The sequence below is a fragment of the Pontibacter sp. 13R65 genome (assembly GCF_047525655.1).
Lineage (GTDB): Bacteria > Bacteroidota > Bacteroidia > Cytophagales > Hymenobacteraceae > Pontibacter.
The window spans coordinates 320,761-346,578 of sequence record NZ_JBLIQL010000003.1 but is presented as its reverse complement, the minus strand read 5'-3'; the positions used below and the strand labels follow the sequence as shown (position 1 = coordinate 346,578).

General features: G+C 47.3%; 18 protein-coding genes. 12 read left to right on the top strand and 6 right to left on the bottom strand.

Going from position 1 to position 25,818, the window contains the following annotated elements:
• Window positions 1–39 precede the first annotated feature (39 nt).
• Both ACMA1I_RS05835 and ACMA1I_RS05830 read left to right on the top strand, forming a co-directional pair.
• Window positions 40–810 (top strand): DUF1080 domain-containing protein, encoded by a 771-nt coding sequence (locus ACMA1I_RS05835; RefSeq protein WP_337067356.1) that lies wholly within the window; start codon window positions 40–42, stop codon window positions 808–810.
• 266 nt (window positions 811–1,076) lie between these two features.
• Window positions 1,077–1,553 (top strand): Dps family protein, encoded by a 477-nt coding sequence (locus tag ACMA1I_RS05830; RefSeq protein WP_337067355.1) that lies wholly within the window; start codon window positions 1,077–1,079, stop codon window positions 1,551–1,553.
• A gap of 86 nt (window positions 1,554–1,639) precedes the next feature.
• On the opposite strand, the gene ACMA1I_RS05825 is transcribed toward ACMA1I_RS05830, so the two are convergent.
• Together ACMA1I_RS05825 and ACMA1I_RS05820 are read right to left on the bottom strand one after the other, a co-directional pair.
• A complete protein-coding gene (locus ACMA1I_RS05825; RefSeq protein ID WP_337067354.1) occupies window positions 1,640–3,388 on the bottom strand; it encodes a M14 family metallopeptidase in 1,749 nt (582 codons plus the stop codon).
• Window positions 3,389–3,795: 407 nt separating this feature from the next.
• Window positions 3,796–4,236, bottom strand: a complete 441-nt coding sequence (locus ACMA1I_RS05820) for a DoxX family protein (RefSeq protein ID WP_337067353.1) — start codon at window positions 4,234–4,236, stop codon at window positions 3,796–3,798.
• Between ACMA1I_RS05820 and ACMA1I_RS05815 the strand changes: the two genes are divergently transcribed.
• The 4 genes from ACMA1I_RS05815 to ACMA1I_RS05800 all read left to right on the top strand — a co-directional run bounded on the left by ACMA1I_RS05815 (window position 4,235) and on the right by ACMA1I_RS05800 (window position 10,923).
• Entirely contained in the window at window positions 4,235–4,360 is a 126-nt protein-coding gene (locus ACMA1I_RS05815) for a hypothetical protein (RefSeq protein ID WP_337067352.1), read from the top strand. The two genes, ACMA1I_RS05820 and ACMA1I_RS05815, sit on opposite strands and share 2 nt — an antisense overlap.
• Before the next feature lie 362 nt (window positions 4,361–4,722).
• A complete protein-coding gene (gene surE / locus ACMA1I_RS05810) occupies window positions 4,723–5,499 on the top strand; it encodes a 5'/3'-nucleotidase SurE (protein WP_337067351.1) in 777 nt (258 codons plus the stop codon).
• 928 nt (window positions 5,500–6,427) lie between these two features.
• Window positions 6,428–9,415: a TonB-dependent receptor gene (locus ACMA1I_RS05805; protein WP_337067350.1), complete on the top strand. Its 2,988-nt coding sequence runs from the start codon at window positions 6,428–6,430 to the stop codon at window positions 9,413–9,415.
• A gap of 14 nt (window positions 9,416–9,429) precedes the next feature.
• Entirely contained in the window at window positions 9,430–10,923 is a 1,494-nt protein-coding gene (locus tag ACMA1I_RS05800) for a RagB/SusD family nutrient uptake outer membrane protein (RefSeq protein ID WP_337067349.1), read from the top strand.
• A 273-nt stretch (window positions 10,924–11,196) separates the two neighbouring features.
• Here the strand turns inward: ACMA1I_RS05800 and ACMA1I_RS05795 are convergent, their stop codons facing one another.
• The 4 genes from ACMA1I_RS05795 to ACMA1I_RS05780 all read right to left on the bottom strand — a co-directional run bounded on the left by ACMA1I_RS05795 (window position 11,197) and on the right by ACMA1I_RS05780 (window position 17,957).
• Window positions 11,197–12,552, bottom strand: coding sequence for a RagB/SusD family nutrient uptake outer membrane protein (locus ACMA1I_RS05795; protein WP_337067348.1), 1,356 nt, complete (start codon window positions 12,550–12,552; stop codon window positions 11,197–11,199).
• Between the two features lie 21 nt (window positions 12,553–12,573).
• A complete protein-coding gene (locus ACMA1I_RS05790; protein WP_337067347.1) occupies window positions 12,574–15,597 on the bottom strand; it encodes a TonB-dependent receptor in 3,024 nt (1,007 codons plus the stop codon).
• 540 nt (window positions 15,598–16,137) lie between these two features.
• Window positions 16,138–16,716 (bottom strand): histidine phosphatase family protein, encoded by a 579-nt coding sequence (locus ACMA1I_RS05785; protein ID WP_337067346.1) that lies wholly within the window; start codon window positions 16,714–16,716, stop codon window positions 16,138–16,140.
• A gap of 656 nt (window positions 16,717–17,372) precedes the next feature.
• Window positions 17,373–17,957 carry a GNAT family protein gene (locus tag ACMA1I_RS05780; RefSeq protein WP_337067345.1) on the bottom strand — a complete coding sequence of 195 codons (585 nt, stop codon included), beginning with the start codon at window positions 17,955–17,957 and terminating at the stop codon, window positions 17,373–17,375.
• A 361-nt stretch (window positions 17,958–18,318) separates the two neighbouring features.
• On the opposite strand from ACMA1I_RS05780, the gene ACMA1I_RS05775 reads away from it, so the two are divergent.
• The 6 genes from ACMA1I_RS05775 to ACMA1I_RS05750 are packed head-to-tail and all read left to right on the top strand — an operon-like array spanning window position 18,319 to window position 25,449.
• Window positions 18,319–19,020 carry an SDR family oxidoreductase gene (locus ACMA1I_RS05775; protein ID WP_337067344.1) on the top strand — a complete coding sequence of 234 codons (702 nt, stop codon included), beginning with the start codon at window positions 18,319–18,321 and terminating at the stop codon, window positions 19,018–19,020.
• Between the two features lie 28 nt (window positions 19,021–19,048).
• Window positions 19,049–20,167 (top strand): NAD-dependent epimerase/dehydratase family protein, encoded by a 1,119-nt coding sequence (locus ACMA1I_RS05770; RefSeq protein WP_337067343.1) that lies wholly within the window; start codon window positions 19,049–19,051, stop codon window positions 20,165–20,167.
• Window positions 20,168–20,210: 43 nt separating this feature from the next.
• Window positions 20,211–22,268 carry an SDR family NAD(P)-dependent oxidoreductase gene (locus ACMA1I_RS05765; protein WP_337067342.1) on the top strand — a complete coding sequence of 686 codons (2,058 nt, stop codon included), beginning with the start codon at window positions 20,211–20,213 and terminating at the stop codon, window positions 22,266–22,268.
• A complete protein-coding gene (locus tag ACMA1I_RS05760) occupies window positions 22,268–23,278 on the top strand; it encodes an MDR/zinc-dependent alcohol dehydrogenase-like family protein (protein ID WP_337067341.1) in 1,011 nt (336 codons plus the stop codon). The genes ACMA1I_RS05765 and ACMA1I_RS05760 overlap by 1 nt, the downstream gene beginning before the upstream one ends.
• 2 nt (window positions 23,279–23,280) lie before the next feature.
• Window positions 23,281–24,333: a Gfo/Idh/MocA family oxidoreductase gene (locus ACMA1I_RS05755; protein WP_337067340.1), complete on the top strand. Its 1,053-nt coding sequence runs from the start codon at window positions 23,281–23,283 to the stop codon at window positions 24,331–24,333.
• A gap of 6 nt (window positions 24,334–24,339) precedes the next feature.
• Entirely contained in the window at window positions 24,340–25,449 is a 1,110-nt protein-coding gene (locus ACMA1I_RS05750) for a glycosyltransferase family 4 protein (protein ID WP_337067339.1), read from the top strand.
• Window positions 25,450–25,818 lie beyond the last annotated feature (369 nt).

Sequence of the window (25,818 nt, the reverse complement as noted above, 5' to 3'; positions counted from 1 at the left end):
CGAGACAACATGTTTTCATCAAAAAGATCGTAATCCTTTATGAAATTTAGCACCCCTACCACTCACAAAATAGTAGTTGCCACAATAACTTTTGGCCTATTTGCCTTTAGTGCAGCGCAGGCACAGCAGGTTCCTGTACCGCCAAAAATGGTCCCTGAAATGACCGAATTCTGGGAACCGGAGCCACGAGTGGTAACGCCGGGGCAAGGTATGGCCGCTCCTTCCGATGCACTTGTGCTATTTGATGGGAAATCGTTGGACCAGTGGAAAGCCAAAAGTGGAGGCGGAGCAGCAGCCTGGCAGGTGAAAGATGGTACCTTTATAGTAGGAAAAGGCGACATTTCTACCAAGCGCGAGTTTGGTGATTTTCAGCTGCACATCGAGTGGAGTGCACCCAATAAAGTTGAAGGAAACAGCCAGGGCAGAGGCAACAGTGGTATTTTTCTGCAGGACCGCTATGAACTGCAGGTGCTGGATTCCTACAACAACAGAACATACTCTAATGGTCAGGCAGGCAGTATTTACAAGCAGCACCGCCCCCTGGTAAATGCCATGCGCCCACCAACGGAGTGGAATGTATACGATATTATTTACACCGCCCCCCGCTTTAAAGAAGATGGAAGCCTGTTCTCGCCCGCTCGTGTTACAGTGCTGCACAACGGGGTGCTTATACAGAACAACACAGAGGTAAAAGGCCCTACCGAGTACATTGGTTTGCCGGAATACAAAGCGCATGGCAAGGCACCCATTAGTTTGCAGGACCACGGCAACCCTGTTGCCTACCGCAACATCTGGATCAGAGAGTTGTAAGTGGCCTGCACTACCACCGCTTTTGCCCTCGCCCATAACCAGTAACTTATGGTTGAAGGCATAGGTCCGGCGGGAGAAAGCTTCTAGATTTAGAAGTTATTTCTGTTTTAAAGTAAACAATACCGGCCACGAACGTAAAGGGAGGGGAGAGGGCAGTCAGAACCTGTTGCTCAAACCAAGAAGGTGATGCCTGTCATTGGCGATTTGGCGGGCTACTTCTGGCTTTACATACTTTACAACCTAAACCTTTATCGCAAAGAGTAACTATGGCAAATAAAAATTTAATTGGAATCGATGCAGCGCAGGCGCAGCAGTTAGCAGACAAGTTAAATACCCTGTTAGCCAATTACCAGTTGTTTTACATTAACACCAGAGGCTTTCATTGGAACATCTCCGGGAATAAGTTCTTTGAATTACATGCTAAATTTGAGGAACTGTACGACGATGCCATCATCAAGATAGATGAGATCGCCGAAAGAATTTTAACCCTTGGACACAAGCCGTTTCATACGTTTACAACCTACCTGGCACATGCTACTATTAAAGAAGTTTCGGATGTATCGGATGGCGATACGGCGGTGCAGGAAGTGCTGAACGGCTTTAGCGTGTTGCTCGGTTTGGAGCGGGAACTGCTGGTGCTATCGAGCGACGCAAACGACGAAGGTACCAATGCCCTGATGAGTGATTACATACGGGAGCAGGAAAAGCTAGTGTGGATGTACTCAGCCTATTTAAAAGAGTAACCTCCTCCTGGACCTACTCTGTCGGTACCAGATATACAGTATTTGTAAAACAGCAAGCGCCACCTGTGAGGGTGGCGCTTGCTGTTTTACAAGGGTAGTTTAAGGTGCTGCATCAGGCGTGCCACCGGGTACAGGTTGTGCGTGTATTCGTAGTGCCGAGAGTGGCGGTACACGAACTCCAGTTGTGTCCGGGCATTTTGGGCAAAGGCCGGGTCCTGCTGCTTTTGTTTTTCTAGTTGCTGGCGCAGCTCAGGTTGCTGCTTCAGGATCTCTGCTGCCAGGTCTTCGAACACGTAAGACGAAAAATACTCTTTTTGCATCAGCACCGCATCAAAATAATTCCAGTTAAAAAACGAATCGGTGGCCTGCGGCTCCAGTGTCTCCAGCAGGTAACGGTTAGTTTCCTGATTCAGGTACACTACGTAGTCTCCTTTAAGAAATTGCCGCTCCATACTGCGTGTCTGCACTTGCACATCGGAGTGCAGGTAATGGCCTTCGTAAGGGCGCGGACTGGTTTTAAAGTCTCTGATGTAATAGTTTTCTACGGTAATGGTAGTGTCTTTCAGCAGTCTTTTTAGTTGTACCTTTTCCGTTTTCAGGTGTTCTATTACCTCCTGCCATGCCTGCGGAATAAGGTAGGCTACCGGTTTCTGCACCTTGGTGGTGGGGGTAAAGGTGTTGTAGTAAGGAATGGTGGTGGGATAGGGGGCGTTGCGATCATAATAGAGGCGCTGCTGTCCGGTTACCTCGCTGGGTTTGTATTTGGCCGCGTAGCCCAGAAACGGAATTTTCTCTACTTTGCTTGTATCGAGTTGCCATTGCAGCGCGAACTCCTGCTGAACCAGCGTTTCCTGCTTGGCTTTGGCCCGGGCTGCGGCAATTCTATCGGAGTCGCGGTGCACGGTGCGAATCATGTGCTGCATGAGTTGGTAAGTGGCCTGCACCCGCTGGGCAAAGGGCTTGAGCATGTGCGTTTCGGGCATAAACCCGATGGTGTGGTAGAGGGCGGCGTAGCCCGTGGAGTAGCGTGGCGATTCTAGAAAAGCCACTGTGCCCGACTCCGGGGTGTCGCCTCGAAGGTCCATGTAAGGCACCATTGGGAACTTGCCTTTTTTCATGCCTTGGTACAGCGCGGGCAGCATGGTTTGCTGCAGATAGCGGGCCAGATGCGGGTGCAGCTTGTTGTGCTGTGTAGGAATGAGCGTCATCACGTGCTGGTAATCGGCCCCGTTAGAAGTGTGGTTATCTATAAACACGTCTGGGTCCCAGTCCCGGAAAATGTGGTGGAACAGCACAGCATTGCGCGAGTCGGTTTTAATAAAATCGCGGTTCAGATCGTAGTTGCGCGCGTTGCCCCGGAAGCCGTAGCTCTCGGGACCGTTTTGGTTGGTGCGGGTGTGGCTGTTGCGGTTCAGGGCACCGCCAATGTTGTACACCGGAATAATGGCGAGCACCACATTATCGAGCTGCCGGCGCAGGTTCTTGTGCTGCAGATAATCGCGGGCCAGCATCATGGTAGCATCTATTCCTTCTGGCTCCCCCGGATGAATGCCGTTCTGGATCAGCAGGACCCGCTTGTTTTTCTGCTTAACAGAAGCCGGGGCAAAATCCTTATCGGTAGAGACGAGGACCAGGTGCAGCAGCCTGCCGGAGTCGGTGTAGCCGTAAGGCACCATTTTTACTTCTTCATAAGCCTGGTCCAGGCGCGTGTACCAATCTATGGCCTCCTGGTAAGTGGTGGTTTGGTTGCCATTACCTTTTTCGTACGGCGTTTTTAAATCAACAGAATCGGGAGCTGTTGTAAGAATAATGGCTAATAATAAATTTAGCAACATGTATAGCAGGTAGTTTGCAGTTAGTAGCTGGTTGTAAGCGTAATTATGCTAATGAAAAAGGCCTTCCGGAGGTAGTTTTGAGGTTAAGGCTCCAAGGGTTTAAAAAACAAGTTTGGCTGAAAGGAGACAGAGGCTGTTTTGCCTGCTCGTTCTAGTACGTTCTCCAATCAAATATTTAAAATCAGAAATGGACGCTGAGGCAGGCATTTTAAGGCTTTTCTGATTGGGTAGAATACTAAAACGCAGTTGATTGTAGTAGAGAGAGGCGCAGTCCTTATATCTTTAAATTTCTGCTTTTTAATTTAGCGCAGTACTACGTTGCCCTATGCCTTAAAAGCCTGAAAAAGGCTCCGGAAGGCCTTTTTTATTAGCAGAATTAATATTTGCAAAGGAGGTTGATGGTGTCCCTAAAAAACGCTACGATCTTTCCGGGTCGGGATCAGGCTTTCGTCGAGGCTATATTTGCCGGGGCCAATAAAGTAGAGAGAAAAAAACAGGATAGCAGCTTCGAGGGCATGAGAGTAACCATTAAAACCATCGCCGGCCGCCAAATGCCTGATAACGGCAATTATCAAAGTAAACACTAAGATAATGCAGGTGGGGCGGTGGAGCAGCCCCAACATCAGAAGAGCTCCACCAAGAGCCTCTGCAGCGCCAGCCATAAAGCCCCAGAAAGCAGGCATGAATCCAATGCCAATCAATTCCATATTCTTACCAATCTGCTCCCATTTCTCAGGACCACCGGCAAGCTTTGGCCACCCATGAATGATAAACATAAACCCTATGCCAAGCCGGAGTAGCAATAAACCAGTATCTGTAAGATTATATTGTGCGCGTAGAAAACTCATGAAAGCAATAATAACTATAATTACTGTATATCACAAAGAGCGAATAGCCGATTATTTGCTAAAGCCGGAGGAATCGGCAACAGAAAGCTGGTGGAGCCAGGCCGATGCACGAAGCCACTTTTGAACAACCCCTAATTTCTGTACCGCCACCAGCTCATACTCACTCAGGGTAACGACCTGAATTTAGCAAAATTGCTGTAGCAGGCTTTTAGTGGAGTTAATGCCAGAGGAGGTTTTGATCTGATGGCTGCCTGCTTAACAACAAATCGAAGCCACATAATCTCGGCTAAAAGCATTATATTTAGATTAAACCTTGATGAGCAGGTGCAGGTTGTAGTATATTAGCACGAAATTAGTAACCTGCTGGTGTAGTAGGCAATCAGGCAAGGGTCAATAATAGTAGTATAAGCATAAACCCTGACGCGCGCGCTTCTGCTTGTGCCCCGCATTGCCTGGCAGAACTACCGGCAATAACAACTGACAAGTATGACAAAACCATTAATATTAGTCTCAAACGACGATGGCATTACAGCACCGGGCATCCGGATGCTGGTAGAAATAGCACGGAAAATAGGTGATGTGGTGGTGGTCGCACCGGATAGCCCTCAGTCGGGCATGGGCCACGCCATTACCATTGGCAATACTCTTCGCCTAGACAAATCTATTGCCCTGCACGATCTGGATGTGGAGGCCTATGAATGCTCCGGCACTCCTGCCGACTGCGTAAAACTGGCAAAGTTTTATGTACTGAAAGATAGACGCCCAGACCTGGTGGTGAGCGGCATCAACCATGGTTCCAACTCCAGCATTAGCGTGCTTTATTCTGGCACTATGTCGGCAGCAATAGAGGCGGCTATTGAGGGTTTTCCGGCTATTGGCTTCTCGTTGTGCGACTATGGACACGACGCTGACTTTTCGCATGCGGCCGAGGCCGTAGAGCAGATTATCCGAGGAGCGCTGAAGCATAAAATTCCGGAGAACACGGCGCTAAACGTGAACATTCCTAAAAAGAGCGAGGAAAAGATTAAAGGCATTAAGGTTTGCCGACAGGCACACGCTAAGTGGCAGGAAGAGTTCGACGAAAGACTAGATCCAAATAACCGCCGCTATTTCTGGATGACAGGTAATTTTGTAAACTTTGATAAAGGCGAAGATACCGATGAGTGGGCTTTAGTAAACAATTACGTGTCGGTGGTGCCCTGCCAGTTCGACCTGACGGCACACCATGCTATTGCCAGGCTGAACAACGAATGGTCTTTTTAGCATAAGCAGCTAAACTATTAGTGGCAGTAGCGGGTTCTGAGAAAGCAGCCGTTACTGCCATTTTTTTGCTACTTAAGCCTCATTATACAAAGAAGTTATTTCTTATACTTCAAAAGATAGCTCAGATATTTTAGAATACCAGCCTGCTCTGTTTCAATTTGTTGCTGCTTTCAGGAATAACAAAATGCCTTTTTTAGGTGCCTTTTCAGTTTATAGGTTACATTTTTTGAGAGATAACCAGATAGTTATCCACCAAAACCATCTGCCTTAAAACCAAAATTTACCTCTGGAAGGCCTGTTTCATTAGAAAAATTACTTTTTTGTTTTGTTAATAAAGATTGATGTTTGTTAGTGTAATAATTAAATGTAGGAACATTTAATTTGTTATTTATCTAAGAGGTTTTTTTGCCAAGTAGTTCTGTAAATAAACAGTTGCTACTGATTTTCAGGAAAAATATAGTTCACCGCATTGAAATATAGGATTCTTAAACCATATTTGTAACCCTAAGTAGGACCGTAGCTGTAAAACACAAACTTGATAAATTTTATTTTTCTTTGATTTAATTATTGGTATTTTAGAAAGTATAATTACTATTTTAGTTCTGTAGATAAAGCTGTGGTGCAAAAAAAATGCTACCATCCAATTTTTACCTGACGCTGTAAATACATTATCTGTTGGTTTCTGCATACATGTAAAAGAACCAAAAAGCCTGTAACTAAACCCGCTTTTCGGTATTTTTGCGTTCAACAAAGTTGGTTGGGTAAACCATCTCCATGCAGTGCTATTTCCAGAAAGCAGCTATCCTGAAGCATAAATTTATTTACAAGTCAAAACCTGGCTGCTTTTTTTGCTTCTGCCTTTCCGCCCCATCTTTGCAACTACCCAATCCCGCTGGCACATCTTAACCTATTTTAATTTAACACAAGAATGAGAAAAATTTTACTGTTACATCTTGTCCTGCTGCTTTGCTTGTATCAGCAGGCGATGGCGCAGGGCAGAACCATTACCGGAACAGTAACGGAGCAGGCAACAGCCAAAGGCTTGCCTGGCGTGTCTGTCTTAATTAAAGGCACAACATCGGGCACAAGCACCGATTCTGATGGTCAGTTTAGATTGAGCCTACCGGTGGCCCAGGCAAACGAAAACCTGACATTGATTTTCAGCCTTATTGGAATGGCCTCCCAGGAAGTGGTGGTAGGAGGGCGAAACTTATTGCAGATTTCCCTCGCTCCCGATTCCCGCCAATTATCAGAAGTAGTCGTGACAGGCTACACCACCCAGATCAGGCGCGAAGTTACCGGCTCTGTGGCAACTGTGGTAGGCGAAGAAGTTTCGCTCACGCCCAACGGGTCGTTTGAACAAGCGCTGCAGGGAAGAGCGCCAGGTATGCTGGTACAAGCTAATTCGGGCCAGCCAGGAGCAACAGCCAGTGTGCTCATTCGGGGCAGAGGTTCTGTATTGGGTGGAACGCAGCCCCTGTTTATTTTAGACGGGGTTGAAATTTCAGCTACCGATTTTTCCACGCTCAATCCGGCTGATTTCGAAACTTATACCGTGCTAAAAGATGCCATCTCCACCTCGCAGTATGGCTCCAGGGGCGCTAATGGAGTAGTCGTTATCACCTCCAAAAAGGGTGTGGCTGGTGCTACCCGATTGCAGTATAATGTGCAGTATGGCTTTTCAACTCTGCCCGAAAACAGGCTAAGGGTAATGAACACCGAAGAGAAACTGGCATACGAAATGGCAAATGGGAACCCCTACAGATGGAGTGCTGACGACATTGCCCGACTCTCAAATATCAACACTAATTGGGAAAAGGTTCTTTTTAGAACCGGCGTTACTAAAAATCATAGCTTAACCGCCTCAGGTGGCAACGATAAAACTACCTACATACTATCCGGCTCCGTTTTCGACCAGGAAGGAACCGTGCGGAACACAGGTCTGCAGCGCTATACGGGCAGAGCCAATGTAGAGAGTACAGCCGGTAATTTTACTTTCGGTCTCAACTCAACGTTTGGCTACTCAGAATTTACAAATACCTACGAAGCCACTACTTCCATTAACGTGCCGCTCAACGCCATCCGTTGGACTAACCCCTACGAAACGCCTTTTGACGAAGAAGGCAATTATACACAGACCAGAGCCGGGCAACCCAATGCGCTGGAGCTGATAAACGAAAATACAGCGCTCCGGCAGCAACTGAAGGGGGTAGGTAATATATACCTGGAGTATCAGGTGCCGGCATTGCCGGGGCTTTCTTTTAGAACGAACTGGGGAGGCGACTACACATCTAACGAAAGTAACGTGTTGCTGGACCCCAGCACGGCTCCGGGGAGAGGCGTGCCAGGTGGCAGAGGACAATTAACCCGTGGCTACAACCGCTTTTTCCGCTATACCGGAACAACTTCTGCCTCTTACCTGCATCAGTTTGGAACAGATCATTCGCTCCGTGTTTCCTTGTTCAACGAAATTATTAAAGGAGCTGGCCGTAGCTTCGGGTTTACTGGTTACGGGTTGGGCGGTCCGTTTGAGAATGAGGCAGGCATTACACCAGGTACTGCTACCAACGACTTTATTCCGGCTGTAAACGGAGACGGTACCAGCCATGCGCTTCTATCTTATTTTGCCATGGCGCATTATGGCTTCAAAAACAGGTACTACATTAGCTTAACCGGCCGTCGCGATGGATCCTCCCGGTTTGGGCTCAATAATAAATGGGCGAACTTTGGCTCTGTAGGTGTAAGCTGGGTCGTGTCTGACGAAGCATTTATGGAGAATTTGAGTAGCCTGTTCAACGAACTCAAAGTGAAAACAAGCTATGGCTCCTCCGGGAACCAGGCCGGTATCGGTGATTTTCAGTCGATGGAGTTATATGGCCGCTCGGTGTACAATGGCGTAAGTGGTCTGCAACAGCTGCAGCTTCCTAACCCCGACCTGCAGTGGGAACGGCGCACTACCTTTAATGCTGGCATCGAACTAGCCACCTGGCAGGGCCGCGTGCGGGCCAGCATCGAGTACTACAATAGCCGCACTACCAACCTGTTCCTGAACCGTCAGCTATCCAGAACCACCGGCTTCAGCGACCTTATTTCCAACATAGGCGCCCTACAAAACCAGGGCGTAGAATACGCATTAGATGCTGACCTGATCCGGACAAAAGATTTTTCATGGAGCGCTAACCTGAATTTCACTTACAACCAGAATAAAATTAAAAGACTAGTAGGCGAGGGCGATAACGACATTGTAAATGGAGTGTACATTAACCGTGAAGGAGAGTCTTTGAATTCTTTTTATGTGGTACGGTATGCCGGCGTAAACCCGGATAACGGTAATGCACAATACCTCAACCTGAACAATGAGGTAACCGAAACCTACAGCCCAACCGATCGGGTGCTGGTAGGTTCTGCAGAGGTGCCATTTTTTGGAGGCTTTGGAACGACCCTGCGTTATAAAGGTTTTGAAGTAAACACTTTATTTAGCTTTGTGCAGGGCAACAAGATCTACAACGAAGACCGCACCAATGTGGAAAACCCATGGTTTGTTGGCGATAACCTGGCTGCTGTGCTGCTGAACGAATGGCGTGAGCCGGGCCAGGTAACCAACATACCAAGACCTACCCAGGCCATGAGAACCGGAACCACTCGCTTTCTTGAAGCTGGCGATTTCCTGAGATGGCGTAACCTGATGGTGTCTTACACATTGCCGCAGCACCTGACCCAAGTGGTAAGGCTACGGCAGGTAACCGTATTTGCGCAAGGACAGAACCTGGCTACTTTTACTAAGTTCCAAGGCTTCGACCCTGAGATGGCGACACCGGAGCTTACCGGCGCAAGATCGCGAGTGCCAGGCCAATTGGCGGGGGCTCAGTATCCTGCCTTGCGTACCATTACTTTTGGCCTTTCGGTTGGACTCTAATTTTAATTATCACCATGAAATTATATAAGTTAATTATAGGTCTGAGCATGGGTTGTGCTGTTTCTCTTACAGCCTGCAAAGACATCATAGAAATAGAGCCGGAGTATCAGAGAGCCGGCTCATCTAAAGGGTTTTCTACCTTAAATGAACACGAGTTTGCCCTAACTGGAGCATATGCCTTGTTCAGGGCATCTGGATACTATGGCAATGGTACTCATAATACAGGGGCATGGGCTGCTCTGCCTGATATGATGGCAGATGACCTGGTGCAGACGGTAGAGGACTTTGGCAACTGGAACACCCAGGCCAACTGGACGTACGCGGCAGATGAAGCCGACATAGAGCTAAGCTGGGTGGCGGCCTATTCCGTTATAGCGCAAGCTAACCTCACGCTTCGGAACATTGAACAGTTTGAAGCCACCAATCCAAAACGGGTTAACCGCATAAAAGGACAGGCATTGGCCATAAGGGCTATGGTGCACTTCGACCTGCTGCGTTTCTGGGGCGAAAGCTACGAACGTACTGCTACTGCTCTTGGAGTACCCTATAAAACAACTGTAGACGTAGAAGACCTGCCTGAACGATTGTCTGTAAAAGAAACCTACGATCATATATTTGATGATCTGGAAGAGGCGGAGCTTTTGCTCGCAGATGTGGACAATGTGATGAACACTGCTACTAACAGAGCGTATATAGATCAAACAGCTACACATGCCTTACTAGCCAGGGTACACCTTTATGCCAAAGACTACGAAGCTGCTGAGAACTTTGCAAGCCGCGTAATAGCTGTCATACCCTTGGCTAATCAGGCTGGCTTTTCAGGAATCTGGCAGGATATTTATCCTGCAAATGCAGAAGTTATCTGGAAAGTGACGCATAGTGCAGGCGAAGGTAATGTAGGGCTTGGTATCCACATTGGCAGCGCGAACCGCAATTTATTCAGACCAGCCACTCACTTAGAGGCTACCTTTAATAAGCCAAACGACATACGCTTTGTCTCTTATTTTGGAAGCAGAGAGTCGAGCAGCAACGCACCTGTTTATCCGGGAGGCTCTGGTGCACCCGGTAATAGACGAATTGTAACAAAATACCTTGGCCGGGGAACAACCTTAGATAACCTAACTGATTGGAAAGTACTGAGAACTGGAGAAATGTACCTGATCCGTGCTGAGGCCAGAGCTAAGCAGGGAGGAGCCAAATTAGTTGCGGCACTGGCAGACTTGAATGCTTTGCGTGCCGCACGTATCCGAAATTATGTACCAGTTGTTATAGGAGATGAGCAGGCATTGCTAGAGGCAATAGCGCTGGAGCGTAGAAAGGAGCTTTTTGCAGAAGGGCACCGCTGGTTCGATTTAAAACGTTCCATGCGCGCTATTAGCCGCCCAGATGTAGAAGTTGCCTCTGCCTCTGTTACGCTAACTCCAGCTGCTCGCGAATGGGCCTGGCCCATACCTCAAGGTGAAATAGATGTTAATCCGAACATAGTTCAAACAACAGGCTACCGGTAATACAGCAGTCCCCTAGGCCATCCAATGACATAAAGTCCTCTGGAAGGCCATATTTATTAGCATAATCTGAGTTCGTTATACTGATTGAAGGTTACACTAAGTATATTGATTGGGAGGTACAGGAATTAGTAAGTCAAGACTGCACTTATTTTTTATAGTAGCATTACTATTTTCTTATTATTAAATCTCTTTAGTCCTCAAACCATTTACTTATAAAAAGAGAGGCTGCCCCAATGGAGCAGCCTCTCTTTTTATTTATTAGCTAAACCCTGTTTACAAGTTAGGGTTTGCATTCTTCTCTCTTAGCGGAACAGGTAGAACTAAGTTTGGAGAGTCGTAGGCAAGTTGGCCTACAGACTGCTGCAGACGCTTGGCATCATGCAGGGCAAAGCCTTCAAAGGCCAGTTCTGTTTTTCTTTCCTGCAGAATCTGCTCCATTGTTATATTGCTCAAGGTGCTGGCTTTCGCTCTTGCTCGAATAGTATTGATATCCTCTACTGGGGTAGTGCCAATTGCCGTGCCGTTGCGGAAGTTAGCTTCTGCTCTAATCAGGTACATCTCGGCCAAACGAACTACAGCGATATTCGCATAATGATCCCGGTATTTCCCGTTTCTAAGGATGCGGGGGTCAAGATAGAATACATCTCTGCGCTCGTCTGCTGCCTCAAAGTTGTTCAGGAAGTTAGGGTTTATAGTAATCTCACCACGACCTAAAACAGCATCGGCATAGAACGTTGTTAAACCATAGTTAGCAGAACCAGCGTTGCTCTGATTGGTTTGCTGAATCGCAAATACATACTCAGGTACATTAGAGCTGTTGTTAAACGCATCAGCATAAGTAGGAGTAAGTGCAAAGCGCTCAGACGCGATTACACGATCAGCTTCCGTAGCTGCATTTGCCCAGTTGGCAGCGCCACCTTGCTGCAAATATACACGTGCCAAAAAGGCGCTTGCAGTGTAGGTAGAGGCTCTGGTGCCGTTTGCTTCAGGCAACAAGTCTTTTGCACGAGTAAGGTCTTCCAGTACTTGTGCATACACGGCAGCAACAGAAGCTCTGCTTACCCGATTTGCCTCTGTAACGACTGTAGTAGGAGTGAGTACAAGTGGCACTGCTAAATTGGTGTTTGGGTCGCCAGACTGCCAAGGCAGTCCATACAAACGAACCAACTCAAAATAAACAATACCTCTGATGAACAAGGCTTCCCCTAAGATCCTGCTTTTGTCAGCTTCATCCTGAACAACATCTATTTTCTCAATGACGTTGTTTACGATGTTGATGGTCTGAAATCCTCTTATCCAGGTTCTTTCTGCCTCCAGGTTAGAGTCATCTGTATTTTTGCCAAAAAACTGGCGGTACGTAGCGAATGATCCTGTCCAGGTTAAATCGCCGGAAGCAGCTAAAAGTTCGCTTGCCAGGTTTATATTGGTGCCATAAAACTGGCCACCCTGCAGTCTTTCGTAAGCACCAATCAAGGCAGTTTGTACGCCTTGCGGGGTAGTGAGTGCTACAGCTGCATCAATAGACAGTTGCGGCTGTATATCAAGTTGTTTGTCGCAGGCAGAGAAGGCAATCATAGACCCAAGCGCCAGGACACTTACTTTTTTACTAAAATTAAATATATCTTTCATTATGTTCTTCTTTAGGGGTGATTAGAAACCAAAGTTTACACCTGCAGCAAAGGTTTTAGCCTGCGGAATGGTATAGAAGTCTGTACCGGCTCCTACGTTAGCTCTTTGTGAAGAAGGTCCAGTGCCTTGCGTGTTAACTTCTGGGTCCCAACCTGGATAATTTGTAATCGTGAAGAAGTTCTGAGCAGTTAAGTAAACACGAACACTACCTAAATGCGCTTTGGTAACTACATTTTTAGGAAGAGTGTAACCAAGGGTAAGGTTTTTTCCTCTCAGGTAAGATCCATCATATAACCATCTGGACGATTCACCGGTACCGTTGCTGTCGTAGAATCTGGCTTCCGGAACCCTGGTAATGTCTCCAGGCTGTCTCCATCTGTTAAGTTGATCCGCGGTTTGGTTGTCCAGGTAATCCATGTTGGCAGATTGGTAGCGGCCGGCACTGTTATAGATATCGTTGCCATACACGAACTGAAGCAGGATGCTCAGATCAAAGCCTTTGTAAGTAAAGTCGTTTACAAAGCCGCCTGTAAATTTAGGGTTCGGGTTACCAACCACTTGCTGCTGTGCTGCACCAAAATTTGTTGTTGTTTCGTCGCTATCAGCATTCAGGTAGTAAAGGGCATCACCGGTAGCAGCATCAACACCAGCGTATTTTCTGGTAAAGAACACGCCAATAGGCTGGCCTTCTACAGCACGGTTAATAGCACCTGCCACAATTACCTGGCCCTGAAGGTCGGTGATTGTGTTGCGGTTTCTGGAGTAGTTAAAAGAAGAAGACCATGTTAGTTCGCCGGTTAAGTTCTGGGTAGTTAAGCTAAACTCCCAACCTTTGTTTTCCAGCTTGCCCACGTTCTGCGTAATGCTGGTAAAGCCGGTAGTGGCAGGCACCTGTACGTTAAGCAGTAAGTCTGTTGTGTTCTTTAAGTAGTAGTCTACGCTACCAGAAATGCGGTTATTTAAGAAACCGAAGCTAATGCCTGCATCAAACTGTCTTGTGGTTTCCCACTTCAGGTCTGGGTTAGCAACTGAAGTTGGGTATATACCTGCTACACCTGCATAAGACACTACGCTGTACAAGCCTCGAGACTCGAAGTCGCCAATTTCCTGGTTACCAGTAAGGCCGATGCTGGTTTTCAGTTTTAAGAAGTTCAGGAAGTTTACATTCTCCAGGAAAGCTTCATCTGTTAGGATCCAGCCTAAACCTAGAGCCGGGAATACGCCATATTTGTTATCGGTACCAAATCTGGAAGAACCGTCTACGCGTGCGCTAAGCGATACCAGGTACCGGTTGTGCAGTTTATAGTTAGCTCTGGCAAAGTAAGATACAAGTGAATATCCAGTGGCGGTAGAAGAACCGAAAGTAATTTCAGAAGCGCTAGCTAATTTCTTGAAGTCATCGTTCGGGAAACCTTCACCTTGTACAGAGCTGGTGCTGGTAGTAGCATTTTGGTAGCTCATACCCAATGTAGCATCTAGGTTATGAATTTCGTTGAAGGTTTGGTTAAAGTTAAAGTAATTGTTGGTAGTGTAGTTTACCACATTTACTGTACGGTAAGTACCAAAACCACCTCTGGAAGAACCTGTCTGTGTTAGGTTACCCTGGTATCCCTCTTCTACCTGGTTCAGCAGGTCAAGTCCGAACTCGCTTCTGAAAGTAAGATTAGGAGTAAAGTTCAGCTGACCGTATACCTTGCTCAGGTTACGGAAAACAGTAGAGTTATCGAAGGCATCACGCGCCTCAATTAAACTGTTGTAATAGATGGTGTTGGTATTTAGCTCACCTGTTTCTGGGTCATTAATTGGCTGAATAGGAGTGAGGGCCACAATCTGGAGTGGCGAAGCAAAGGCATTGTCGTTTGCAACACGTCTGTTTTCTGAACGGGCAAGGTTAAAGTTTGCACCTACTGTTATAAGGTCAGATGCTTTGTGGTCGAGGTTTATTCGGCCACTGTATCTTTTAAAGTTGTTGCCTATCAGAATACCATCCTGGTCGCTGTAAGAGCCACCAATGTAAAAAGTGGTTTTGTCTGTACCGCCGCTAGCAGATAAGCTGGCTTCTTGGTAACCACCTTTTCTGAAAACCTGGTCCTGCCAGTTAGAGTTGGCCGGATCTCTCCATTCCGGAAGAAAATAGTCCATTGCGTCCTCTAAATCATTAAAGTCACCGCCTTCTATCCATTCGGCCACAGTGCGGGATCTTGCAAAAGATTCCTTATATAAATCTACATACTGCGGTCCATCCAGGAACTTAACTTTGTTGGTAGCCTGGCTTACACCAGTAGAATAGTTCAGGTTAAATCTTGTTTTGCCGCTACGGCCACTTTTAGTAGTAATCAGAACCACGCCGTTAGATCCTCTGGAACCGTAAATGGCAGCCGAAGAGGCGTCTTTCAGAATGTCGATTGATTCAATATCATTCGGGTCGATGTCTGCAAGAGGGTTTGTTGGTTCGTTGGTGCTAATTCCTTGGTTCTCAGTAGTAATTGGAATGCCATCTATTACATAGAGTGGCTGGTTATTAGCTGTAACCGAAGCAGAGCCCCTTACCCTTACTTTAATTCCCTGCCCCACTTTACCGCTACCAGATTCAATGTGCACACCTGCCACACGTCCTTGGATGGCAGATTCTAAGCTCACCACCGGAACGTTTTCGATTTCTTTGCCGCCGATGCTGGCGATGGAGCCAGTTACGTCCCGACGTTCTTGTGTACCATAACCTGTCACAACAACCTCAGTTAATTGATTCACATCAGCTTTCAGTAGTACGTTAATAGTAGAGCGGCCATTTACTGGCTGTTCTTGCGTGGCCATTCCCAACGACCGGAAAACTAGGGTAGCGTCGGTGCCGGCATTAATGGAATAATCGCCATCAATGTCTGTTGAAACGCCGATAGTGGTTCCTTTTACCAGCACTGTTACGCCTGGTATAGGGCTCCCATCCACAGCTGATGTTACTTTTCCCGAAACTGATTGCGCCTGGGCTACAACATTTCCAAGGAAAATGAAAACACCTACTAAGCTCAGAAGTAGATTTCTCTTCATTTTAAATTGGTTAAATGGTTTGTAAATAATAGGAATTTGATAAAAAAAGATTATTCGTATAAGGGTAATTTACAAGTATAATAAATTTTAATTTGTTTTTAATGTCTTTTTATCCACATAAAAAGAGTGGTATTAAACTCTTATTTAGTCTTTAAGTGCAATCGTTTGTTAGTTCTGGTTTAGCATATTAATAGTACTTTTGTTAGGTGTAGATTTGTTAATAAATCCTTAATAATTTCGTAATATGCTCAGAAGCAGCTAGTAGCTATTTTGAGAGCAGGCAGTAGTATTAACAATATTTAAAATGATAAATGGTGTTGCAGCCAGCAGATAACTGTAGCAACACAGTTATGATTTATTATATTTGGCTATACCCTGTTAGTTAAAAAAAATTACACCTTCGGGTTAAACAAAGCTGTTAGGTAAACTATTTTACTATAACTACTCAAGTCGCAGAACAGAGGTATGTGTAGGATTAGACTTGAGTTCGGTATCTGCTTTCTGCTGTTACCTGCAACCGGCAGTTTTCAGTTTCGCTTTTCATCGCTCCAGTATGTTAACTGCCAAAAATCCGCTGCCTCCTTTGTCGTTTAATTTCCAACCCATGCGGCGCAACTCACGCATAATAAAATTATTAAGTAAGCCATGCGCAACTAAAATGGCGGCATGGTTCTCCTGTGCCTCGTGCACCAGCATAGAGGCACAGGTGCGGGCGCGTTGCCTGGCCTGCTTAAAGGTTTCAATTCCTTTGTTGTTGAAGCCCATAAACCACAGTATGCGGGCACTGAGTAACCAAAAACTGACAGGTAGCCGCAAAAAAGGCAGTGCGAATATCTTTCGCTCAAATTCCCGGAATTCAGGTTGTACTATCAAGGTTGCTTCTTCTCCGAAAATAGCTCGGGCAGTAAGTTGTGAGCGGACTAATGTGCTGCAGAATACTTTTTTAAAGGTCCCGGCTGGCAAGGCATGGTGCTCAAACACAAATTCTTCTACTTTGGCCGCATCATAATCAGAAATAAACTGGCTGGCAGCTTTAGAGTTGAAGAAGCCTTTCTTCTCCACCATAGGTCTGGCATGCCTAATTAATACAATTTTCTGGTTAGAGGGGCTGTTTTTCAACCTGATAGCTTTGTTTTTGCTGCTATACGGTTAAGTTGTATAAAAATGTTTTGCGAGAATTAACTTTAATATAATATAAGCTCGTGCCCTAGTAGCGGCAAAACGATTATACTTAAAGCCTGGAGGAGAATTGCACAGGTTTTATGATGATAAATTTAAGTTTATTGTATTGATAAGTAACTGATTACACGATGCAGCTGCTCAGATGAGAAAGGAGGATGTGGCTTGATTCTACTTAATCGATGTTAGACTGCTTCTTGGTAAAACGCCAAACTTTTGAGTCGCAAAAAGTCTGGTATTCCCCAAGTTACAGGCCGTAATAGTGTAGTTAGGGTAGAATCTGCTCATGCACTGCTTTAACTGTTGTTATTAATCTAACGGGAACCCGAGAATCATATTATTTTCTTCGTTTGATTTTGCTTGTGTGCAGGAGCCTCCGGGTCTGTTACCTTGTAAATCAAATTATCCTAATGAAAAGGGCTTTCCAGAGGCTTTTTTAAAAGGTAATGTCTTAGGGTATTTTGGGTACACGCTTCTCTGGTAAAACACATTAAATTCTGAATTGGGCGCATTCTGTAATTATTCTAATGAAAATGCCCCTCCGGAGGCAAATTAGACAAATTACAGCAAGGGCAGGATACTACAACCATGTTAGCCTAAAAAAGGTCGGCAAATACAGTTTGTTTTACCTGTTCCCACTCTTTTCGTAGCAAGCTGTAGTAAACGGTGTCGCGTCTTCGGCCGTCGTGCATCAGTGTATGGCTGCGAAGCACACCTTCTTCTGTTGCACCAAGTTTCAGCATCGCCCTGCGCGATCTGGCATTAAGCACATCAGTTTTTAACTCAACCCGCTCGTACTGCAACACTTCAAAGGCATACGATAGTAATAGAAACTTACATTGCCGGTTCAAGCCGCTTCCCCTATAGTTGTGGCCAAGCCAGGTCCAGCCAATCTCCAGGCGCTTGTCAAGTGCCGAAATATTTCCGAAAGCTGTACTGCCGGCCAGGTTTCCTGTCTGCTTATCCAGAATGGCAAAAGTATAGCGCTGCTGCTGTTCTCTTGCCTGCAGGGCAGTGCTTAGCCACTGTTCTAGCTCCGCAACCGAATTAATGCGCAAAACCATGTAGCGCCAGATGTCTTCATCTAAGGCAACTGCCTGCAAACCCTTTGCGTCGGATGGCAGTAAAGGGCGAAGCAGTACACGGTCGTTTTGGAGGGTGATATCGTTTGAAAAGTTCATGACGTTCTTCTGGAATTTCTCCCGAATTTAAGAACTGATTTCCTTTCATGAAAATGACAGCCAATCATTGCCAAACCAGTGCAATTTCAATCTTCGTTTCTCCTCTGAATCACTTCAATTTTAAGAGATGACCAGCTCCTGTTTTAGAAGCAGGCAGAGGAGCTAATCCGGTAGAAGGTTGGAATTCAGTAGAAAGGGATTAATACGGATAAATACTAGGTTGTGCGAACTTATACGTATTTAATTGGTTTTTACCAATAAGCAGCAGCTTCTTCTATAACCCGAATGTAATTCCATCGTTCTTAGAGTGCATTGATCTAAAGAAAAGTATATAGCTAGAATCAAATAAAAGAACGCATAAGTGCAGCAGTTAAAAGGTAAAAAAGCAGTAGTGAGTGGAGGAGGATCTGGTATAGGATATGCTATAGCCAGCAAGCTTTCTGAAATTGGAGTGCAAACTGCCATTGCCGATATTCAACCGGTTTCGGTGCAACCTGCCCTGTTCGCTTATCAATGCGATGTTAGTTCAGGCCCAGCCGTAGACGAGCTCTTTGCACAGGTGCAACAGCAGCTAGGACAGCCAGATATTCTGGTCTGCTGCGCTGGTCGTGGCATACACGAAAAGCTGGTGGAGGGGGACCCGGAGAAGTGGCGACAGATCATCGATGTAAATATAATGGGAGCCTTGCGTCTGGTGCGGGCATTTGTGCCGGGCATGCTGGCGAGCGGAGGCGGACACGTGGTGTTCCTGTCTTCTGTAGCTGCGCAACAAGCTTTCCCATATGGTGGTGTGTATGCCGCCACAAAAGCTGCTTTGGAAGTAGTTGCCGAAACGCTTCGCCAGGAGGTATTGCCCACCATTAGGGTAACAGTGGTAGCACCAGGTGTTACCGATACTGCTTTTTTTGAAAACACAGTCTCAGGCTTTCACACAGCAGCAGATATCGGGTACGGAGCCCTTAGCCCCGACAATGTGGCCGATGCAGTGCTGTTTGCGTTGCAGCAGCCGGAGGGTGTATCTGTAAACCGGATCACCATCAGGCCCAACAGTCAGCCTTTTTAAGTTTTACCTTCAATTTACGAATATAACTATGAAACAAAGGATCTTGATTACAGGGGGTGCGGGTTTTATTGGATCGCACCTGGCAGACGAACTGCTCCGCCATGGGTACCAGGTGAGAGCGTTAGACAATCTTTCGGAGCAGGTGCATGGGCCCGGGTGCACACGCCCGGAGTATTTAAATGAGGAGGTAGAGCTGCTGGTTGGTGATGTGCGTGACCCTAAGGCTGTAGAATTGGCACTGGAGGGAGTAGATGCCGTGTTTCATTTTGCCGCTATGGTAGGAGTGGGGCAAAGCATGTATGAGATTAAAGAATATACAGATGTAAATAACATGGGCACCGCTGTATTGCTCGAAGCGCTGAGCAAAAAGCCGGTTAAAAAGCTGATTGTTGCCAGTAGCATGAGCGTTTATGGCGAAGGCCTGTATAAAAATGGGGCGGGCGAGGAAGTAGTAGGCTCAGAACGTGCCATAGACCAGCTAAAAGCCGGAGAGTGGGAGCTTTTTGATGCGCAGCGACAGCCATTGCAACCCATTCCTACGCCAGAATTCAAAACACCTTGTCTGTCTTCGGTGTACGCCCTTTCTAAATACGACCAGGAGCGGCTTTGCCTGATGGTAGGCCGGGCTTACAATATTCCTACTGTAGCCATGCGCTTTTTCAATGTGTATGGCACACGGCAGGCGCTTTCTAATCCATATACCGGGGTGCTGGCCATATTTGCTTCCAGGCTGCTCAACAACAACGCTCCTATGATATTTGAGGATGGAAACCAGCAACGCGACTTTGTGCATGTGCACGATGTAGCCCTGGCCTGCCGTTTAGCTTTGGAAACAGAAGAAGCGAACGGGCAAGTATTCAATGTGGGTAGCGGCAACAACTACACCATCCGCGAAATAGCCGCACGCCTGGCTACCGTCATGGATAAAACAGATTTTCTTCCACAAATTACAGGCAAATACAGAGTGGGAGATATCCGCCACTGCTACGCCGACATTTCCTTGGCAAAAGAAGTATTAGGCTTTTACCCACAGGTAGAGTTTAACGCCGGTTTAGAAGAGCTGGCATCGTGGCTGGAAGGCCAGATCGCCTATGACCGTGTAAACGAGGCGAGCAACGAATTGGCTGCCCGCGGCCTAACGGTTTAAAACCGCGTACCTTATCTTCTGTCAATCAAAAGGATAATCAGCAATGAACATAGATACACAAACAGCATCAACAACTGCACGGCCAGCCATTGGGGTGGTAGAGTGGTTCAGAATTGGAGAGCAGGAGCATGTACTACAAACACTAAAAGACCTGAAAGCCCTGGGCGTAACTTTATTACGCACCGGCGTTTCCTGGGCCGACTACTACACTCCAGGTGGTAAAGAGTGGTACCAATGGCTTATTCCTACCCTGGCCCGCGAGGTAGAAATACTTCCTTGTTTCCTCTACACGCCGCCTTCTATCGGTATAAAAGCCAAAACATCATCACCGCCCAAGAACCTGAAAGCCTATGCCGATTTTCTGGATGTGTTTATAACCGACTTTGGAGAACATTTTGAGTGGGTAGAGCTATGGAATGAGCCAAACAACCGCACCGAATACGACTTTACCATGGACTATGGCTGGCACAAATTTGCCGAAATGGTAGGTGGGGCAGCCTATTGGGCAAAGCAGCGGGGTAAAAAGACAGCACTAGGGGGCATGAGTCCCATAGATCCGAACTGGCTCGATATGATGTTTGAGTTGGGAGTAATGGAGCATATCGATGCAGTAGGTATACATGGTTTTCCGGATGTTTTTGACCAGTTGTGGGACGGTTGGGACGATAATATTGCAGCCGTGCGGGAAGTCATGAACCGCTACAGCTCTAAGGCAGAGCTCTGGATTACCGAGGCAGGCTTCTCTACCTGGCAGCACGACGAGTATAAGCAGCTGCAGGAATTTAAGAAAGTGCTGCAAACCGATGTAGACCGTGTGTACTGGTACAGCATGCGAGACCTAGACCTGAGCCTGCCAACAGTGGGCGGTTTTCATGTAGATGAACGGGAATATTATTTTGGCCTGAAACGGACAGACGGTACCCCAAAACTTCTCTTCAGACTTTGGGAGCGCCATGGCATTAATGAGCTGCAGGAGCTGGATTATATTAACAGAGACCTTGGTGCTAACGCAGAACCTTATACCCTCATTACAGGCGGAGCCGGTTTTGTGGGCACTAACCTAGCTAAGCGCCTGTTGGACCAGGGAAAACGAGTACTGGTATTCGATAACCTGTCGCGCGAGGGCGTAGAGCGCAACCTGCAGTGGCTGCACAACACCTACGGCGATAAGCTGGAGGTATACGTAGGAGATATCCGCGACCTGCAAACAGTGAAAAAAGTAGTACAGCATGCCGAGGCCGTTTTCCACTTTGCAGCACAAGTGGCAGTAACCACCTCAGTAGACCTGCCCATCAACGATTTCGACATCAATGCCAGAGGCATTATAAATTTGTTAGAAGCCATCCGGGCGCAGGACACGCCGCCGCCGCTGGTGTTTACCTCTACAAATAAAGTGTATGGTGGCCTCGAGGATCTGAAGTTTGTGCAAAACGAAACCCGCTATAACCCTACAGATGCGGAGATTCTTTCGCATGGCATCAGCGAGAAAAGACATCTTGACTTCCACAGCCCTTATGGCTGTTCCAAAGGCGCGGCCGACCAGTACGTTATAGACTATGCCCGCACCTACAACCTGCCTGCCGTCGTTTTCCGGATGAGCTGCATCTACGGACCACATCAGTACGGAAATGAGGACCAGGGTTGGGTAGCACACTTTGCCATCAGAGCCATGGAAGATAAGCCGATTAATATTTATGGCGATGGAAAGCAGGTGCGCGATATATTATTTGTGGAAGACCTGGTGGATGCATTCCTGCTGGCACAGCAGCATATGCCTGAAATCACAGGCCATGCCTTTAACATTGGCGGGGGCGTGCACAATACAGTAAGTCTGCTGGAACTACTGCAACTCATAGGCGAGTACAAAGGCGAAGAGGTGCCACTTTCTTTCGGCGACTGGCGGCCAGGCGATCAGCATTATTATGTATCCGATACCCGAAAGTTCCGTAAAGCTACCGGCTGGTCGCCCAGGCACAATGTGCAGCAGGGGGTAGCCAAACTTTACCAATGGCTTTGCGAGAACAGTGGCCTAAACGTTCCGGAATTTGTTACCATCACAAACCAGCCTGTAGATCAGGTTAAAAAAGTAGCTGTAGCCTAATGCCAGATACCCTTTTATCACCACACCCAGCGGTAGCCGCAAAAGCGGCTACAACCATGCAGGCAGCTGTTATTGCAGCGCCACAAACAGTAGAAATACAAGACACATCCTTACCCGAGCCTCAGGCAGGGCAGGTGCGCCTGCAGTTAGAAGGTTGCGGACTCTGTGCCTCCAACATACCTGTGTGGGAGGGCCGCGAGTGGTTCTCTTACCCGGTAGCAGCCGGCAACCCAGGTCACGAAGGCTGGGGCATAATAGATGCCATTGGCGAAGAGGTAACAGGCTTTGCAGTAGGCGACCGTGTAGCAGCTTTATCTTATAACTCCTATGCGCAATACGACCTGGCCGATGCCGACAAGTTGATAAAGCTGCCGGAGGCATTGGCAGGAAAACCTTTTCCGGGTGAGCCACTTGGCTGTGCCATCAATATCTTCCGCAGAAGCGACATACAGGCAGGCCAAACAGTAGCTATCCTGGGCATTGGGTTCCTGGGAGCGCTGCTGGTGCAGCTGGCAAAACATGCCGGAGCCAAGGTTATAGCCATTTCGCAACGCGACTTTTCGCTGCAGGTGGCAACCGGCTGTGGAGCCGATGAAGTAATCAAGATGGACGACCATTGGCAGATTATTGAGAAAGTAAAATCACTTACCAACGGCAAATTCTGCGAGCGGGTAATAGAGTGCACTGGTAAAGAATGGCCGCTCAACCTGGCAGGCGAACTAACCGCCGAAAGAGGCAAACTCATTATTGCCGGTTTCCATCAGGACGGTATGCGCCAGGTAAACGTGCAACTTTGGAACTGGCGTGGCCTCGATGTTATAAACGCGCACGAGCGCGACCCGCAGGAATATATCAAAGGAATGCAGGAGGCTGTAAAAGCAGTAGAAGCTGGCATCCTGAATCCTGATCCGCTTTATACTCATACTTATGCCTTAGCCGATATGGCAACCGCATTTGAAAACCTAAGCAACCGCCCCGACGGATTTGTAAAAGCTCTTATTACTTTCTAAACATGCACAACACCCTTACTGAAAGCACCCAAACACAACCAAATTCTTCTGAATCCGCAACAACAGCTACAAGACCTGTTTTAGGTTTTTTAGGCGTAGGCTGGATTGGCCGCAACCGCCTGGAGGCGATAGCCAAAAACCAGACAGCAGACATAGCCTGTATTGCCGATGTTGTGCCTCAGAATACACAGGAGGCGCTAAAGGCTGCTCCTGCCGCCGAAACAGTTAAATCACTGGAAGCTATTCTGGAAAAAGAGCAGGTAAACGGCGTAGTAATTGCTACCCCAAGTGCATTTCATGCAGAACAAAGCATACTGGCCCTGGAAGCAGGCAAGTCGGTTTTTTGCCAGAAGCCGCTTGGCCGTAATGTTGAAGAAACAAAGCGTGTGGTAGAGGCTGCCCGTGCCGGAAATAAACTGCTGGGAGTAGATTTGTCGTACCGTTTTACGGCGGCTATGGAACAGGTGTATAAGGTGGTGCAGTCAGGTGAGTTAGGTCATATTTATGGCGTGGAGCTGGTGTTTCATAATGCCTATGGGCCTGATAAAGCATGGTTTTACGAGCCGCAGCTTTCGGGAGGAGGCTGTGTGATAGATTTGGGCGTTCACTTAGTCGACCTGGCTTTATGGTCCCTGAACTTTCCGGCTGTACGGGAGGTGAAAAGCCATCTTTTTGCAAAAGGAAAACCTATTTCTATGGCAGAGGGTAAAGTGGAAGACTACGCTACCGCCAGCATAGAACTCGCCACTGGCACGCATGTAAGCCTTAGCTGTTCCTGGAACCTGCCGGCAGGTCAGGAAGCCATTATTAGCGCCACATTTTACGGCACCAATGGCGGTGTTGCTTTCAAGAACATAAATGGCTCTTTCTACGATTTTGTGGCTGAGCGCTATTATGGAACCAGGTCGGAGCGACTCTGCTCGCCGCCAGATGAGTGGTCGGGCAGGGCAGGTGTGGTTTGGGCCGAACGACTGGCAAAGGGCGATGGCTTCGACGAGGAGGCGGAACAGTTTGTGAAGGTAGCGGAAGTGTTAGACAAAATTTACGGAAGATAACAGATCATGGAAGTACAACACCCATCCAAAATTTTAATGACGGCAGATACCATGGGTGGTGTCTGGACGTATGCCATAGAATTGATCAAGGCCCTCGATTCTCTTGGTATTCATGTAGACCTGGCTACTATGGGCGCTCCCTTGAGCGAAGAGCAGCAGCAGGAGGTAAGCGAAATAAGCAACCTGACCCTGCACGAAAGCAACTTTAAGCTGGAGTGGATGGACAACCCCTGGGAAGACGTAGCCAAAGCAGGGGAATGGCTGCTGCAGCTGAACGAAGAAATTAAACCAGACCTTATTCACCTCAACAACATGGCTCATGGAAACCTGAACTGGGGAAAACCGGTGGTGGTGGTGGTGCATTCGTGCGTGCTGTCGTGGTGGAGAGCCGTTAAGGGAGAAGAGGCTCCAAAGGAATGGGAAACATATCTCGAAACTGTTAAAGCCGGGCTGCATGCGGCCGATATGGTGGTGGCTCCTACACAGTCTATGCTGCACCAGGCCGAAGAATTGTACGGGCCATTTAAGCAGCGAACTGTTATTTACAACGGCCGTGGCCAGCAACTTTTTCAGTATGCTACAAAAGAGCCTTTTGTATTTAGCATGGGCCGCGTGTGGGACGAAGCCAAAAACATAGGCATGCTGGCACACATTGCCTCTGATCTGCCATGGCCGGTTTATATTGCCGGTGACGACAAACATCCTACTACCGGAGAAACGATAGACCTCGAAAATGTGCATTTTCTGGGGCAACTGTCGCCAAAAGAAGTGACGCAGTGGCTTTCCAGAGCTTCTATTTATGCCTTGCCAGCGAAGTATGAACCATTTGGTTTAACTATTTTGGAAGCAGCCATGTCGGGTTGTGCCTTGGTGGTAGGTAAAACCGATAGCCTGGTCGAGATCTGGGGAAATGCCGCGAAATACGTGAACCCACAAAGTGCCGACGATCTGCGCGATACCATCAACCACCTGATCGAGGATGAGTTTACCCGGAACATTATGTCGTGCCGCTCTATGAAGCGCTCCTACGGCTACGCCTCCGAGCACATGGCCCAGGACTACAGCAACATTTACCGCCAGTTGCTCCGGTTCAAGCTGCCGGAAATTGCCTTATAGCGCAACTCTGGTGTGCAAGCATCTAAATTATTCTAATGAAAAAGGCCTTCAAACGGTTATTTAGATTTCTAAGGTCAAGGGTAGCAGCTGTTTCTTTCAGTGAAGTGTAGTGTTGCTAAAGTTGAACCTGCCTGCAGGCACGATAGGTTGGCTAGACCCTCAACAAAATTATCAAGATTTACCTCGGGAAGGCTGCTTTCATTTGAAGAATTGATTTTGAGGTAGCTGCTCTCATAATAGTAGTATAGCAAGAAGCCACAGAGCAAACACCTTTGCCCGGTGCACCTATTGACGATTTTTTGTTTGAGCGTTCAGCGAGTGGGGGTGCAGGGGCCCCCTTTGGACAAAATCGTCTTGATTTTTTTGGTT